This is a genomic window from Actinosynnema sp. NPDC023587 (assembly GCF_040640215.1).
Lineage (GTDB): Bacteria > Actinomycetota > Actinomycetes > Mycobacteriales > Pseudonocardiaceae > Actinosynnema.
This window is the reverse complement of record NZ_JBFABG010000007.1, coordinates 198,283-212,822: the sequence shown is the minus strand read 5'-3', so window position 1 is coordinate 212,822 and position 14,540 is coordinate 198,283. Positions and strand designations below refer to the sequence as shown.

The following is a 14,540-nucleotide window of genomic DNA, read 5'->3' as shown; positions in this document are numbered from 1 at the left end:
CTGCAAGCGGCGGGCGGTGCGCATCGCGGTGGGCTTGCGGGAAGAGTTCAGGTGCGCGGGGATCTTGTCGCGGCCGAACACTTCTGCGCATCTGTAATGTGCATTAACGTTCCGGCAGGAGGTAGCCGGTGAATCGGTACGAGCGGTTGAACGCGCTGCTGGAGCTCTTGGCCGAGCGCGGCAAGATCGAGGTGGACGACATCGCCGAGGAGCTGGCCGTCTCCGGGGCGACCATCCGGCGCGACCTCGACCACCTCGCCGAGCAGCAGTTGCTGACCCGGACGCGGGGCGGCGCGGTGGTCCACTCGATCGCCTACGACCTGCCGCTGCGGTACAAGACCGTGCGGCGGGCCGGGGAGAAGCAGCGCATCGGGCGCGCGGCGGCCGAGCAGGTGGCGCGCGGCGCGGTGGTCGGCCTGAACGGCGGCACCACCACGACCGAGGTCGCGCGGGCGCTGATGACCAGCGCGGACGTCGGCGGCGCGGACGGCGACGGGGTGATCACCGTGGTCACCAACGCGCTGAACATCGCCAACGAGTTGGCGGTGCGGCCCCAGGTGAAGCTGGTGGTCACCGGCGGTGTGGCCCGACCGCAGTCCTACGAGCTGATGAGCCCGCTGGCCGGTCGGATCCTGAGTGGACTGAGCCTCGACGTGACCTTCCTCGGCGTGGACGCCATAGATCCGGACGCCGGCGCTTCCGCGCACCACGAAGGCGAAGCCGACATCGACCGGATGCTGGCCGAACGCGCGCGCCGGGTGGTCGTGGTGGCGGACTCCTCGAAGATCGGTGCGCGGGCGTTCGCGTCCATCTGCGCGATCAGCCAGGTGCACGTGCTGGTGACCGACTCCGAGGCGGACGAGGAGGACGTTCGCCGGTTCCGCGAACGCGGCGTGGAAGTCGTGCAGGTGTGATGTCGCCGAGTGCTCACTACCCGCTCACCACGAGCATCACCGCTCACCTGTCGGACGGATGGTGGCCATGCGTCACCCGGGGCAGGTGCGGTTCCGCAGTGGGTGAGTCCACTGTGGATGGTGCAGTGCCGGACGAGGTCACCGCATCACCACGGTCGGGTGGGGCATCTGGTTCACATGGGTGCTCGTGCGGAACAATCCACGCCCGTGGGCGAGGACAACGCGTCGCTGCTCGCAGCGGCAGCGCGAGGTGACCAGACGGCGTGGCACAAGCTCGTCGCGCGCTACGAGGCGTTGCTGTGGTCGATCGCGCGCGGGTTCCGCCCGGGCGGGGCCGACCGCGCCGACGTCGTCCAGAACACCTGGTTGAAGCTGGTGGAGAACCTCGACCGGGTCGCCGACCCGGATCGGCCGGCCGGGTGGCCGGCGACGACCGCGCGGCGGGAGTGCCTCCGGCTGCTGCGGCGCACCGAGCGGCGCGGGGAGGCGGACGGGCCGCCGCCCGACCTGCCCGCCGACGCCCCGGCCGTGGACGAGGGCCTGCTGGTCGCCGAGCGCGACCGGGCGCTGCGGCGGGCGGTGGAGCGGTTGTCCGGCAAGTGCCGGGAGCTGATCCGGGTGCTCACCTTCGAGCGCGGGGACGTGGCGCTGGACGTGCAGGTCGACACCGACCTGCGGGTGCGGGTGACCGGCGACGACGGCCGGACCGTGGTGACCCGCTGGTTCGCCGCCTGACCGGGCCGAACCGGCGCGCTGGTCGAACAACGGGGACATCGGGTCCGCGCGCACGTGCAGCCGTGAACCGCGTGACGAACTTCCAGGAGGGCGGCGGATGTACGACGTAGTGCTGTTCGGGGCCACCGGGTTCACCGGCGGGCTGACCGCCGCGTACCTGGCCGCGAACGTGCCGGAGGGCACCCGGTGGGCGCTGGCGGGGCGCGACCCGGCGAAACTCGCGGCCGTGCGCGACCGGTTGGCCGCGATCTCCCCTGCGGCGGGGGAGATCGACCTGGTGACGGCCGACGTCGACGACGACCGGTCGTTGCGGGCCGTCGCGGAGTCCGCGCGCGTCGTCGCCACGACGGTCGGGCCGTACGTGCGGCACGGCGACGGCCTGGTGGGCGCGTGCGCGCGAGCGGGCACGGACTACGTGGACCTGTCCGGTGAACCCGAGTTCGTGGACCGGACGTACCTGCGCCACCACGCGACGGCGGTGGACAGCGGCGCGCGGCTGGTGCACTCGTGCGGGTTCGAGTCGATCCCGCACGACCTCGGCGCGCACTTCACCGTCCGGCGGTTGCCCGAGGGCGTGCCGATCTCGGTGGAGGGTTTTGTCAGCGCGTCCGCGACGTTGTCCGGCGGCACGTTCCACTCGGCGGTCACCGGGTTCTCCCGGCTGCGCTCGTCGGCGGACGCGGCCCGGAGCCGCCGGCGGGTGGAGGGCCGCCCGGTCGGCCGGGTCGTGCGCGGAGGGGCCGGTTCGCCCCGGTACGACCACCGGGTCGGGGCCTGGGTGCTGCCCGCACCGACCATCGACCCGCAGGTGGTGTTGCGGTCGGCCGCCGCGCTGGACCGGTACGGGCCGGAGTTCGCCTACCACCACCACATCGCGGTGCGGTCGTTGCCGGTCGCGGTGGGGCTGGCCGGCGGGGTGGGTGCGCTGGTCGCGCTGGCGCAGGTGCCGCCGGCCCGGAAGTGGTTGCTGGGGCGCAAGAACCCGGGCGAGGGGCCGTCGACCGAGGAGCGCGCCAGGTCGTGGTTCCGGGTGCGGTTCTTCGGCCAGGGCGGTGGGCAGCGGGTCGTGACCGAGGTGTCCGGCGGCGACCCGGGCTACGGCGAGACGGCGAAGATGCTCGCGCAATCGGCGCTGTGCCTGGCTTTCGACCGCCTGCCGGAGACGCGCGGCCAGGTGACGACGGCCGTGGCGATGGGCGACGCCCTGACGGCACGGCTGGTGGGGGCGGGAATCCGGTTTGAGGTGCGGTGAACCGGGTCGCGCACGCCGGTCCCGTCCGGTACGGTCGCGGAATCGTTCCCACTGCTGGGGAGTCCGTGGGTTCGCCTGGCCTCCTCGGCGGTTTTCCGGGCTGAGAGCGGGTTTCCTCCATGGCATGTCGTATCGGTGAACTCGTGCTCGATTGCCGCGAGCCCGAGGTGCTGGCGCGGTTCTGGTGCGCGGTGCTGGACTTCGTCGTGCTCGGCCGCGAGGACGACGGTTCGGTGGAGATCGGGTCGCGCGAGGGGTTCGGCGGTCCGCAGCCGACGATCTTCTTCAGCCGCCAGGACGAGCCGGGGAAGGGGAAGTCCCGGCTGCACATCGACGTCAACGCGACCGACCGCGATCAGGACGCCGAGCTCGAACGCCTGCTGGAACTCGGTGCCCGCCCGGCCGACGTCGGCCAGACGGGGGAGGAGCAGTGGCACGTGCTGGCCGACCCCGAGGGCAACGAGTTCTGCCTGCTGCGGGCCCGCATCGACCCGCTCTGACCTTCGGCGGTCGCGCGTCGCCCGCCGTGGACGCACCCGGCTCAGCGGAGTCCGGCGAAGAACGCGCGCACGTCCTCCACGAGCAGTTCCGGCGCTTCCAGCGCCGGGAAGTGGCCGCCCCGGTCGAACTCGGTCCACCGGCGCACGTCGTAGAGCTCCTCCGCGATCCCGCGCACCGGCAGGATGATGTCCCGCGCGAACACCGCCACCCCCAGCGGCACCGGGCACGGGGGCACCCCGCCGGCGGTCTCCCGGGCGATCCGCAGCGCGGACCCGGCGGTGCCGGTCAGCCAGTACATCGCCACGGTCGCGATCAACCGGTCGTCGTCCACCTCGGAGGCCGGGTCCAGCCACTCGCAGAACTTGTCGCCGACCCACCCGAGCAGACCGACCGGGGAATCGGTGATCCCGTAGGCGACGGTCTGCGGGCGGGTCTGGTGCATCACCTGGTAACCGGGTCGCTGCACCAGGAACCGCCTGATCGCCGCCACCCGCTCGACGTCCTGCGCGGACAGCCCGGCGGTGCTCGCGGGCGGGGGCGTGGGCAGGTAGTTGACGTGCGCGCCGACCACCGCGTCCGGTGCGACCGCCCCCAGCGCGCGGGTGATCCCGGAACCCCAGTCGCCGCCCTGCGCGCCGTACCGCCGATACCCGAGCCGGTCCATCAGCACGGCCCACGCGCGGGCGACCCGGTCGACGCCCCAGCCCCGGTCGCGGGTGGGACCGGACGGGCCGAAGCCGGGGACGGAGGGGATCACCAGGTGGAAGTCGCGGGACAGCGGCTCGATCACGTCCAGGAAGTCCAGCACCGAGCTCGGCCAGCCGTGGGTCAGCACCAGCGGCAGGGCGTCCGCGCGGGGTGACCGGACGTGCAGGAAGTGCACCCGCTGGCCGTCGATCACGGTGGTGGACTGCGGCCACGTGTTGAGCGCCGCCTCCTGCGCCCGCCAGTCGAACGCCCGCCACCGCGCGACCAGCTCCCGCGTCCGGGCCAGCGGCAGGCCGTAACCCTCGCCGGGCTCCTCCTCCGGCCAGCGGGTGCGGGCCAGGCGGTCGTGCAGGTCGTCCAGGTCGGCCTGGGGGACGGCCAGGGTGTAGGGTTCGATCATGACCGCTCCGTTGGTCGCGCCAATGTTGGTGCGACCAACGATAGCCGATATCGTTGGCGGTGCCAACGATCAATATCGACCCGCCGGGCCCGGCAGGGCGTGCGGACCCGGGTGTCGGGCTATCGTGCGGCATGGCCACCTGGGACGACGTGCGCCGACTCGCGACGGCGCTACCCGAAGTCACCGAGCGCCCGTCGTACGACGGGCGGCCCGCCTGGCGGGTGAAGGACAAGCTCTTCGCGTGGGACCGGCCGCTGCGCGGCGGTGACCTGTCGGCGCTCGGCGCGGACGCGCCGGACGGCCCGGTCCTCGGCGTGAGCGTCCCGGACGTGGGCGTGAAGGACGCGCTGGCGGCCGACGACCCGGACGTCTACTTCACCATCCCGCACCTCGACGGGTACGCGGCGGTGCTGGTCCGGTTGGACCGGATCGACGAGGCCGAACTGGCCGAGCTGGTCACCGAGGCGTGGTTGTGCAAGGCCCCGAAGCGGCTGGCGAAGCAGTTCCGCGAGACCCTCGGCGATTGACGGCCCCCGAGCCTCCCCCGAGGGGTGTGGGCGTGCTGCCGCCGGAGATCACGCCGCACCGCGCCGCTCGACCTGGCGGTGGTGCGCGCGGCGCGCCCCGGGGGACGCGCCGCGCGTTGCTCACCACGTGCTGTTCTGCCACCCGGTCCCGAGGTAGACCTGGTCGAAACCGTTGCCGTCGTGGTCGTCGGTGTAGACCACGGTGACCAGCCCCCAGGCGTCCACGCCCAGCGCGACCTCGTCCTGCCGTCCGGTCGCGGTCTGCACGGTGGTCTGGCGCGGTATGCGGCCCTCCACCGAGCCGTCCGGGTTGACGCCCTGGGTCACGACGTCCGAAGCGACCACGGACGCCACCACCGCCGACCGCTGGTCGTCGATCCCGACCTGCGGGTCGGACCCCGCGACCAGGGTGTCCACAGTGGACCCGGCGGTGCCGTCGGCGGAGAACGAGCGGATCGCGGTCTGGAGCACGCCGGTGTGATCGCTCTCCCACGCGACCGCGAAGTCGCCGTTGAAGTTCGCCGCCACCGAAGCGCGCCGTTGCTGCCCACCACCGGAGGCGTTCACCACGGCCTGCGCCAGCTTCACGCCACCGGCCGGGGTGAGGGTCTTGCGGGCGACGTTGAAGAACCCGTTGCCGTCACCGTCCTCGTCCCACACGACGACCGCGTTGCCCGCCGCGCCCATGGCCACATCGGGACGCTGGTGCGTGCCGCCGTTCGCGTGGATCTGGGTCTCGTACGCCTTGGCCGTGACCGACGAGAAACCCGCCACCCGCACGGTCTGGTTCGCGCTTGACCGCTCGTCCTCCCACACCACCGCGAAACCCGCGCCGTCCGGGTCGGCGGCCACCGCCGGGACGCTCTGCTGACCGTCCGCCGACGCGTTGGCCGTGGTGGAACCGGCGATGGTGCCGTCGGTGCGCACGACGCGCACCGCGATGTTGTAAAAACCGTTGCCGTCAGGGTCTTCCGACCACACGACCACGGCGCTGCCGTCGTCGTGCAGCGACACGTCGGGCCGCACGTGCGTCCAGTCGCCGGTACCGCCGGCCGAGAGCTTCTTCTCGTACCGCGAGACGCCGTCCTCGAACAGTCGAATCCAGACGTCGCTGTGCAGCGCGTCGCCGGGGTTCGAGGTGTCGCGGTCGTCCTCCCAGACGACGGCCGTGTACCCGGTGCGCACGGCGGAAACGGCGGCGTGGTCCTGGTCGCCGGTGGCGGTCGAGTTGGCGGTGGTCCAGGCGACGGCGGCGGACGCGGTGCCCGTGGTGACGAGCACCAGTGCGGCGGTCAGCGCGACGATCTTCTTCATGGCACCCGCAATCCGGGGTCGCCCGCCCGCACGACGTAGCTCTGCGCGGTCTTGACCGGGTAGTCCCGCACGGTCACCTTGTCCACGAACCGGAAGTCGACCGCGACCTGACCGGGCGTGGTCACCGTCCGGACGTAGCCGCGCAGGTTTTTGTTGAACTTGATGTGCGGGTTCAGGGTGGACAGGCCGTTGTCGGCGGCGTTGCCGTCGCCGCCGGAGGTCACCGACGTGGTCACCAGTTCGGTGCCGACGACCCGGTCCTGCGTGGCGTAGTCCAACATCAGGTCGCTCGCCCACGACCGGTGCACGTCACCGGTCAGCACCACGGTGTTCTTCAGCCCCGCCGCGTCCCAGCTGCGCTGGAGCCGGTCGCGGTTGGCGGTGTAGCCGTCCCACGAGTCCATGGACCGCGCACCGGCCGCCGACGTGAGCCGCTGCGCGAAGAACACCTGCTGCCCGAGGAAGTCCCACGTGCCCGACCTCTCCCGCATCCCGTTGAGCAACCACGTCTCCTGGGCGTTCCCGGTGAGCGTGCGGGTCGGCACGTCCGCCTCCGGGCACACCTTCGTGCCGTCGCCGCACGCCTGGTCGTCGCGGTACTGGCGGGTGTCGAGCAGGTGGAACGTGGCCAGCGAACCCCACCGCACCCGGCGGTAGAGCTGCATGTGCTCCCCTGCCGGGGCTTGGGCCGGTCGGAGCGGCATGTGCTCGTAGTAAGCCTTGTAGGCCGCCGCACGGCGGGCCCTGAAGTCGCCGGCGGGGGAGCCGTCGTTGCGCACCAGGCCGGCGTAGTTGTTCTCGACTTCATGATCATCCCAGACGAGCAGCCACGGTGCGGCGGCGTGCGCGGCCTGGAGGTCCGGGTCCGTCTTGTACTGCGCGTGCCGGACCCGGTAGTCGGCCAGGCCGGAGATCTCGGTGGCCGGCACGTGCTTGCGGACGTTGGTGGTGGACGCCGCGCCTTCGTAGATGTAGTCGCCCAGGTGCAGGACCAGGTGCGGGTTCTCCTCGGCCATCCGCCGGTAGGCGGTGAAGTAGCCGGCCTCGAAGTGCGAGCACGAGGTGAACAGCATGGTCAGCGCCGGGGCCGTGCCGGGCGCGGGCGCGGTGACCGCCCGGCCGACGCCGGAGAGGAAGCCGAGCGCGCGGAACCGGTAGTGGTACTCGCGTCCCGGCTGGAGGCCGGTGACCTCGACGTGCACGCTGTGCGCCCACGCCTGGACGGCGGTGGCGGTACCGGACTTGACGACCTGGGTGAACCGCCGGTCGGTCGCGACCTGCCACTCGACGGCGGTGCTCGCGCTCGACATGCCGCCCAGGCCGTCGGCGTTCAGCGGGCTCGGCGCGAGCCGGGTCCAGATCACGAACCCGTCCGGCGCGGGCTCGCCGGACGCGACGCCGAGCGTGAACGGGTAGGCGACGGCGTTGGCCGTGGTGGGTGCGAGGACCGAGATGCCGGCACCGGCGATGCTACCGGCGATCAGGGTCCGCCGTGTCAGGGGGGACATGGGGTGGTGTGCCTCCTCTTCAGGACAGCGCGCGACCGTCGTCCTTCGCGGTGGCGGGGTTCCGCCGGGCGGCGACGGCCTGAACCGGTGCCGTGGCGCGAGGAGAGGGGAGGGGGACGACGAGCACCGGGTTGAGGGACAACCCGGTGGCGGTGCTGACCGCTGGTCGGCGCATTCCTAGATGCGTACACGCCCGAGGTGAGCGCCCGCCATCCTCCACGTGTACACCGGTTGTCGCGCCCGAAGTCGTGTCCTACCGGCCATTCGGTCGAATGCCGTTCGACGGCGGGGCGGTCGGCGAGGTCGCGGAGCCCTGACCGGTGCGTTGCCGGACCGGGGTGGCGCTGTTCCTCCCGGAGAGCGGCTGCGCGGACTCGGGCACCGGTGTGTGCGCCTACGGGCAGTCGCCTGCGTGACCGACCTGCGGATGTCGCCGGGGGAGTGCCGAGGTGTCCGTGGCGCAGACGAGTGCCGCGCGAGTCGGGTTGTGGTCTTTCCATTGCGGCGCAGGGGAAAGCTTGATCAGGTCGGCGTTCGGCGGGCGCTCTTGAGCTGAACGGGTGAACCGGTCGGGTGGCGGCTAACGGCGACCCGCGCGTCGTCGACAGCAAGGCACCGGTGTGCGGACTGGAGGTGGTGCTTCATGGCCAGGAAGAAGAGCGGACCACCGCCGGATTCGCTCCGGCGGTTCGTGCGCACCAGGGGCTCGGACTTCCTGCGGGACCACAACGTGTCCTCGATCGGGATCGGCTACAAGGTGGAGGGCGGCCGGCCCACGGGGGAGATCGCCGTCCAGTTCACCGTCAAGCGGAAGGCGGAACCCGAGGCGCTGGGCGCGCTGGGCACCGCGCTGCTGCCGGAGACCGTCGTGGTGGACGGCGTCGAGGTGCCGACCGACGTGCTGGAGCGGGACTACCGGACGAACTTCCGGGTCGTCGCCGAACGCGCGTCGGGCGACCGCAAGTCCCGGGGTGACCCGATCACGCCCGGCCTGAGCGTCGGGCACGTGCGGATGACCGCCGGCACCATCGGCTGCATCGTGTACGACCAGGCCGACGGGACGCCGTACGTGCTGTCGAACTGGCACGTGCTGCACGGCCCGCACGGCGCGATCGGCGAAGCGGTCGTCCAGCCCGGCCCGCACGACGACAACCGCGTGGAGCGCAACCGGCTGGGCACCCTCGTGCGGTCCCACCTGGGCGCGGCCGGGGACTGCGCCGTCGCCACCATCGAGAACCGGGAGTTCGCCGCGGAGATCTGCGAACTCGGGGTGGCCGTGGACAGGATCGGGGAGCCGGAACTGGGCGACAAGGTCGTCAAGAGCGGCCGGACCACCGGCGTGACGCACGGCGTCGTGCGCCGCGTGGACACCATCGTCAAGCTGGACTACGGCGGTTCGGTCGGGGTCCGGGAGATCGGCTGCTTCGAGATCGGGCCCGACCCGGCGAAGCCCCCGCCCGGCGGCGAGATCAGCTCGGGCGGGGATTCGGGCGCGGCCTGGTTGTTCAAGTCCGCCAACGGCAAGACCGGACGGACCCTGGCGGGCCTGCACTTCGGCGGCGAGGCCGGCGGCAGCACGGACGAGCACGCCCTGGCGTGTCTCCCGCGATCGGTGTTCGAGAAGCTCGGCGTCACCCTCGCCCCGCCGAAGGCCGGGGCGAAGCCGGGGCGGTCCGGGTTCGCGGCGGACTTCCTCGGCGTGCGGGTGGGCGTGCCCGTGCTGGGCGTGGCGGCCAAGGCCGACGCGGTGCTGCTCGGCGGCACGGAGGTCGTGGACTACACGCACTTCTCGTTGGCGCAGAGCAAGTCCCGCCGGTTCGCGTTCTGGGTCGCGTGGAACATCGACGGCAGGTCGTTGCGGGCGGTGGACCGCAGCGGGGTCCCGTTCGTGCTCGACCCGCGCATCCCGGCCCGGTACCAGGTCGGCGACGAGCTGTACCGGGGCAACCGGCTCGACCGGGGGCACGTCGCGCGCCGGGCGGACCTGTTGTGGGGTAGCCGTTCCGAAGCGGAACAGGCCAATGTGGACTCTTTCTCCTTCACCAACATCACGCCCCAGATGGATGACTTCAACCAGAGCGCGCGCCACGGCCTGTGGGGCAGGCTGGAGGACGCGGTCTTCGCCGACGCCGAGGTGGACGACCTGAGGGTGAGCGTCTACGGCGGCCCGGTGTTCCAGGCCGACGACCGGGTGTTCCGGGGCGTGCGGCTGCCCCGGGAGTACTGGAAGGTCCTGGCGTTCGTCGAGCGGGGCGTGCTCAAGGCCCGCGCGTTCGTGCTGACCCAGAACCTGGACCAGCTCGAAGCGCTGGAACTGGACGAGTTCCGGGTGTACCAGGTCGGCCTGGCCGACGTCGAGGAGCGGTGCGGGTTCACCTTCCCCGAACCGCTGCGCGCGGCCGACACCGCGGCTTTGCCCGAGTCGCTGGAGGACCGCCGTCCGCTGGACGAGTCGGCCGACGTCCGGTGGTGAGACCAGACCCGCGCGTCCCACGAGAACGGGGCGCGCGGGTCATTCCACCCCGGGGGCCGCGTCGTGCCGGGCACCGGGACCACCAGGAGCCCTGACCGCCGAGTCGCGGGGGACTAGCCGGCCCGCAGCACGATCGCGGTCGAGTTGTCGTTGCCGCCCGCCGCGTCGGCCGCCGACAGCAGCGTCCGGACCATCGCGTCCGGGGTCGTCGGCCGGGACAGCGTGTCGTGCATCAGGTGGTACGGCACCTGTTCGGCCACGCCGTCGGTGCACAGCAGGTACACGTCGCCGGGCGCGGCGGTCAGCTTCGCGAGGTCCGGTTCCGGCTGCGCGGGGTGGCCGACGTACCTGGTGAGCTGGTAGCGCGCGGCGGCGGCCTGGGGCGAGTCGAACGGGTACCAGCCGTGCACCGCGCCCAGCCAGGCGATCGTGTGGTCGACGGTGAGCAGCTCCAGCAGGCCCCGGCGCAGGCGGTAGGCGCGGGAGTCGCCGATGTGCGCCAGCCACAGGCCGTCCGGGGTCTCGACGAGCGCGGTGAGCGTGCACCCGGCCAGGCCCGCGATCTCCCGGCCGTAGTCGGCGACCTCGCGGTGGGCCGTGGTGACCGCGTCGGCGACGTCGGCGGCGGACCGGGCCGCGCGCACCAGGCGGTCCACGGTGGTGCGGCCGGCCATCGCGCTGCCGGGTCCGTCGCCCATGCCGTCCGCCACCGCCGCCAGCAGCGGTGCGGTGTCCAGGTGTGCCACGTCGAAGTTCGCGGTGTAGCGGTGGCCGGTGTCGGTGCCGACCGCGGCCCGGAACGTCGGAATCACCCCACCGACCCTAGTCGATCAAGGACGGTGGCCGGGTGGAGCGGGTCGGCGCTGCCCGGGGGGCGGGGAATCGCGCGTTTTCCCGACCGCGCCGCCGTGGTCGGCCTACTCTGGTCCGGGGTTTCGTTCCCGGCAGGCGCGAGGCAGCGGACAGGGAAACTGATCTTGAGCAGGAGAGCGGGAAGCACGGGTTCCTCCCGGCGGCTCCGGGGGTGCGCGACGACCGGGACCGCGCCGGGTGGTCGCGCCGCGTCGGCTGCCGCGCTCGCCTGCCTGGTCCTGGTGTCCGGGTGCGCGCCGGGAGCGCCGACCCCGCCGACCGGTGCGGCGTCGGCCGTCGCCGCCGAGGCCGGCGTGCCGCCGACCTCGCGGCGTCCGCCGGTCGGGGTGGAGATCCCGCGCATCTCGGCGAGGTCGCCGTTGACCGAGGTCGGGCGCAACCCGGACCGGTCGGTCGAGATGCCGCCGATCGGCACGCCGATGCGGGCCGCCTGGTTCCGGCACTCGCCGGTGCCCGGCGACACCGGCCCCGCCGTCGTGCTCGGGCACGTCGACGGCGCGGGGCAGCCGGGCATCTTCCACCGGCTGCGCGAGGTCGTCATCGGCGACCACGTCCTGGTCGAGGACGGCGACGGGAAGTCCCTGGAGTTCACCGTCTACCGCACGCAGCAGGTGGCCGAGGCGTCGTTCCCGACCGACGACGTCTACGCCGCCACGCCCGGCCCCGAACTCCGCCTGATCACCTGCGGCGGGGTGTTCGACCACGGAGCGGGTGGCCACCTGGACAACACGATCGTCTACGCCCGGCTCGACTCCTGAGCCCGTCCGCACGCCCGGCCGTACCGGCGCTCGCGAATCGCGGCGCGGCGCACGACGAGCGCGGTGCGTGCTATCCCGGTCGTGGTGGACGGTCTGATCACGCGGTAAGGTGAGCCTAACCAAACAGATGGGGGTCGGGTCGTGACAAATCCCTTCGACGACGAGGCCGGCACGTTCCTGGTGCTGGTGAACGACGAGGGCCAGCACTCGCTGTGGCCGGAGTTCGCCGAGGTCCCGCAGGGCTGGACCACCGCGCACGGTCCGGACACCCGGCAGGCGTGCGTCGAGTACGTCGAGCGCGAGTGGACGGACCTGCGCCCGCGCAGCCTGGTGGAGTCGCAGTGACCGTCGTCGCGCCGGAGGTCGTCCAGTACGACCTCGTGCCCCGCGTGCTGCGGGTGAAGGCGGTCCGCCGGCTCACGCCGCGCATGGTGCGGGTGACTCTGGCCGGCCCGGACCTGGCCGGCTTCCGGGAGGCCGCGCCCGCCGACCACGTGAAGCTGTTCTTCCCCGCCGAGCGGGACGGCCTGCCGGTCATGCCGAAGCTCGGGCCCGAAGGTCTGGAGCGGGACCCGGCCGCGCCGCGTCCCACGTTCCGGGACTACACGGTCCGCGAGTACCGCGCGGACGCGGGCGAACTCGACGTCGACTTCGTGGTGCACGGCGACGGGCCCGGCTCGACGTGGGCGGCGGGCGCGGAGGAGGGCAACGCCGTGGGCGTGCTCGGTCCGCGCGGCTCGGTGCTGGTGCCCCGGGGGCTGTCCTGGTACGTGGTCGGCGGCGACGAGACCGCGTTGCCCGCGATCGCCCGGTGGCTGGAGCAGGCCGACGAGGGTGCCCGGATCTTCGCGTTCGTCGAGGTGGCCGACGAGGCCGAGCAGCAGGAGTTGACGTCCCGGGCCGACGTGCGGCTGACCTGGCTGCACCGCGCCGGCGCGCCGGCGGGGTCGACCGCGTTGCTGCACGACGCGATCGCCGCGCTGGTGCTGCCCGAGGGCGACGGGTTCGTCTGGGTGGCGGGCGAGGCGAACTCCCTCAAGCCGATCCGCCGGCACCTGCGCGACGAGCGGGGGTTGCCCCGCGACGCCTACGACGTCGACGGCTACTGGAAGCGCGGCCTGGTCAACTTCGACCACCACGAGCAGGACGAGGACTGAGCCACCGGGCCACCCGCTCGGGTCGGGTGGCCGCGCACCTCGTGCCCGGCACGGGGTGCGCGGCGCGGTCCGGGAGCCCGGACCGCGCCGGCCGGTCACGAGCGGGTGGCGTCCTCGGCCAGTTCGTCGGCCGACGGGTCGTGCAGGCTGGCGTTGCGCAGTGACGGCATCGCCGCCCCGACCGCTCCCGCCGACAGCACGCACAGCGCGCCGCCGACCGCGACCGCCGACACCGGTCCGATCAACCGGGCCAGCACGCCGGCCTCGAAGTTGCCGAGCGCGGGCGCGACGTTGGTCTGCGCCAGCCACAGGCTGCTGACCCGTCCCTGGAGGTGGTCGGGGGTGTTGTGCTGCAACAGCGACCGCCGCAGGATCTCCGACACCGTGTCGGCCGCGCCCAGCAGCGCCAGCGCCGTCAGCGCGAGCCACAGCGCGCCACCGCTCAACCCGAACAGCCCCACCGCGAGGCCGCACGCGACGGTCGCGGCCACCAGGTAGCGCCCGGTGTGCCGGACCCGCCCGGTCCAGCCGCTGGCCGAGGCCGCGATCATCGCCCCGACGGCCGGCGCGGCGTACAGCACGCCGACCACGCCGGGTCCGCCCGAGAACACCCGCTCGGCGATCTCCGGGAAGAGCGCGAACGGCATGGTGAACAACGCGACGCACACGTCGATCAGCAGCAGCCCGGCGATGAGCCGGTTGCGCGCGACGAACTTCAGGCCCTCGCCGATGGAGCGCAACGGGCTCTCGTCGACCGGCCCGGTGGGCGGCAGCGGCCGGATCTGGGCGACCAGCGAGGTGGTGACCAGGGTGGCCACGCCGGTCAGCGCGTAGTTCGCGGACAGGCCGAACGCGGCGGTCAGCCCGCCGCCCAGGGACGGGCCGATGATCGCGCCCAGCTCGGCGGTGATGGCCATCAGCGCGCCGGCCGACGCGAGCTGGTCCCGGCCGACGATCGCGGGCGTGGCGGCCATCAGCGCGGTCGCGCTCAGGCCGTTGAGCACGCTGTTCAGCGCCGCGCACAGGTAGATCACCCAGAGCTGGGCGGGGTCGAGCAGGGCGTTGAGCGAGAGCAGCGCGAAGACCAGCACCGCGCTGCCCCGGGCCAGCAGGATCAGCTTCCGGCGGTCCACCCGGTCCGCGAGGACGCCGCCGGCGAGGGTGCCCACGAGCATCGGAACCATGATCACGACACTGACGAGGGACACCTGGAGGGACGACCCGGTGAGGTCGTAGATCTGCACCGGGATGGCCACGGTGGTGAGCCCGAACCCGAACAGGGACACCAGCCGCGCGATGAACAGGTAGCGGAACTCCTTGCTCTGTCGCAGCGGTGTGGTGTCGACAACCAGGTCGCCGAGCCGCATGGAATCTCCTCGGAGCAATGTCACAGAGCTGATCGGGGGGCAGCCTGACGGGC

The 14,540-nt window shown here is 72.8% G+C and carries 15 protein-coding genes; 9 read left to right on the top strand and 6 right to left on the bottom strand.

The genetic code is table 11. The features are described 5' to 3' along the window. Positions 1-128 precede the first annotated feature (128 nt). The 4 genes from AB0G01_RS20640 to AB0G01_RS20625 all read left to right on the top strand — a co-directional run bounded on the left by AB0G01_RS20640 (position 129) and on the right by AB0G01_RS20625 (position 3,401). Positions 129-914, top strand: a complete 786-nt coding sequence (locus AB0G01_RS20640; RefSeq protein ID WP_360947762.1) for a DeoR/GlpR family DNA-binding transcription regulator — start codon at positions 129-131, stop codon at positions 912-914. Between the two features lie 207 nt (positions 915-1,121). Continuing rightward, positions 1,122-1,649, top strand: coding sequence for a sigma-70 family RNA polymerase sigma factor (locus AB0G01_RS20635; protein ID WP_360947760.1), 528 nt, complete (start codon positions 1,122-1,124; stop codon positions 1,647-1,649). A 97-nt stretch (positions 1,650-1,746) separates the two neighbouring features. Then, entirely contained in the window at positions 1,747-2,901 is a 1,155-nt protein-coding gene (locus AB0G01_RS20630; protein WP_360947758.1) for a saccharopine dehydrogenase NADP-binding domain-containing protein, read from the top strand. Between the two features lie 119 nt (positions 2,902-3,020). Continuing rightward, entirely contained in the window at positions 3,021-3,401 is a 381-nt protein-coding gene (locus AB0G01_RS20625) for a VOC family protein (protein ID WP_360947756.1), read from the top strand. 41 nt (positions 3,402-3,442) lie between these two features. On the opposite strand, the gene AB0G01_RS20620 is transcribed toward AB0G01_RS20625, so the two are convergent. After that, on the bottom strand, positions 3,443-4,510 hold the full coding sequence (locus AB0G01_RS20620; protein ID WP_360947754.1) for an epoxide hydrolase family protein: 1,068 nt from the start codon (positions 4,508-4,510) through the stop codon (positions 3,443-3,445). Between the two features lie 131 nt (positions 4,511-4,641). Between AB0G01_RS20620 and AB0G01_RS20615 the strand changes: the two genes are divergently transcribed. After that, the gene (locus AB0G01_RS20615; RefSeq protein WP_360947752.1) at positions 4,642-5,037 is read left to right on the top strand and encodes an MmcQ/YjbR family DNA-binding protein; all 396 of its coding nucleotides are present in this window, start codon (positions 4,642-4,644) and stop codon (positions 5,035-5,037) included. Between the two features lie 120 nt (positions 5,038-5,157). On the opposite strand, the gene AB0G01_RS20610 is transcribed toward AB0G01_RS20615, so the two are convergent. From AB0G01_RS20610 to AB0G01_RS20600, 3 genes are read right to left on the bottom strand one after another with little or no spacing between them, the layout of a single operon-like run. Next, complete coding sequence (locus AB0G01_RS20610; protein ID WP_360947750.1) at positions 5,158-6,351, bottom strand: hypothetical protein; 1,194 nt, start codon at positions 6,349-6,351, stop codon at positions 5,158-5,160. After that, positions 6,348-7,859 carry an alkaline phosphatase D family protein gene (locus AB0G01_RS20605; protein WP_360947748.1) on the bottom strand — a complete coding sequence of 504 codons (1,512 nt, stop codon included), beginning with the start codon at positions 7,857-7,859 and terminating at the stop codon, positions 6,348-6,350. Before AB0G01_RS20605 ends, AB0G01_RS20610 begins: the two co-directional genes overlap by 4 nt. 19 nt (positions 7,860-7,878) lie before the next feature. Beyond that, positions 7,879-8,034, bottom strand: coding sequence for a hypothetical protein (locus AB0G01_RS20600; protein WP_360947746.1), 156 nt, complete (start codon positions 8,032-8,034; stop codon positions 7,879-7,881). 468 nt (positions 8,035-8,502) lie between these two features. Between AB0G01_RS20600 and AB0G01_RS20595 the strand changes: the two genes are divergently transcribed. Then, complete coding sequence (locus AB0G01_RS20595) at positions 8,503-10,332, top strand: DNA/RNA non-specific endonuclease (protein ID WP_360947744.1); 1,830 nt, start codon at positions 8,503-8,505, stop codon at positions 10,330-10,332. Between the two features lie 113 nt (positions 10,333-10,445). Here the strand turns inward: AB0G01_RS20595 and AB0G01_RS20590 are convergent, their stop codons facing one another. Next, a complete protein-coding gene (locus tag AB0G01_RS20590; protein WP_360947742.1) occupies positions 10,446-11,144 on the bottom strand; it encodes a protein phosphatase 2C domain-containing protein in 699 nt (232 codons plus the stop codon). 165 nt (positions 11,145-11,309) lie between these two features. Here AB0G01_RS20590 and AB0G01_RS20585 point away from each other — a divergent pair, with 165 nt between their 5' ends. From AB0G01_RS20585 to AB0G01_RS20575, 3 genes are all read left to right on the top strand, one after another. After that, complete coding sequence (locus AB0G01_RS20585) at positions 11,310-11,963, top strand: class F sortase (RefSeq protein WP_360947740.1); 654 nt, start codon at positions 11,310-11,312, stop codon at positions 11,961-11,963. A gap of 141 nt (positions 11,964-12,104) precedes the next feature. Further along, positions 12,105-12,308, top strand: coding sequence for an MbtH family protein (locus AB0G01_RS20580; protein WP_360947738.1), 204 nt, complete (start codon positions 12,105-12,107; stop codon positions 12,306-12,308). Then, positions 12,305-13,120 carry a siderophore-interacting protein gene (locus AB0G01_RS20575; RefSeq protein ID WP_360947736.1) on the top strand — a complete coding sequence of 272 codons (816 nt, stop codon included), beginning with the start codon at positions 12,305-12,307 and terminating at the stop codon, positions 13,118-13,120. The genes AB0G01_RS20580 and AB0G01_RS20575 overlap by 4 nt, the downstream gene beginning before the upstream one ends. Before the next feature lie 95 nt (positions 13,121-13,215). On the opposite strand, the gene entS is transcribed toward AB0G01_RS20575, so the two are convergent. Then, on the bottom strand, positions 13,216-14,487 hold the full coding sequence (gene entS, locus AB0G01_RS20570; RefSeq protein WP_360947734.1) for an enterobactin transporter EntS: 1,272 nt from the start codon (positions 14,485-14,487) through the stop codon (positions 13,216-13,218). Positions 14,488-14,540: the final 53 nt, after the last annotated feature.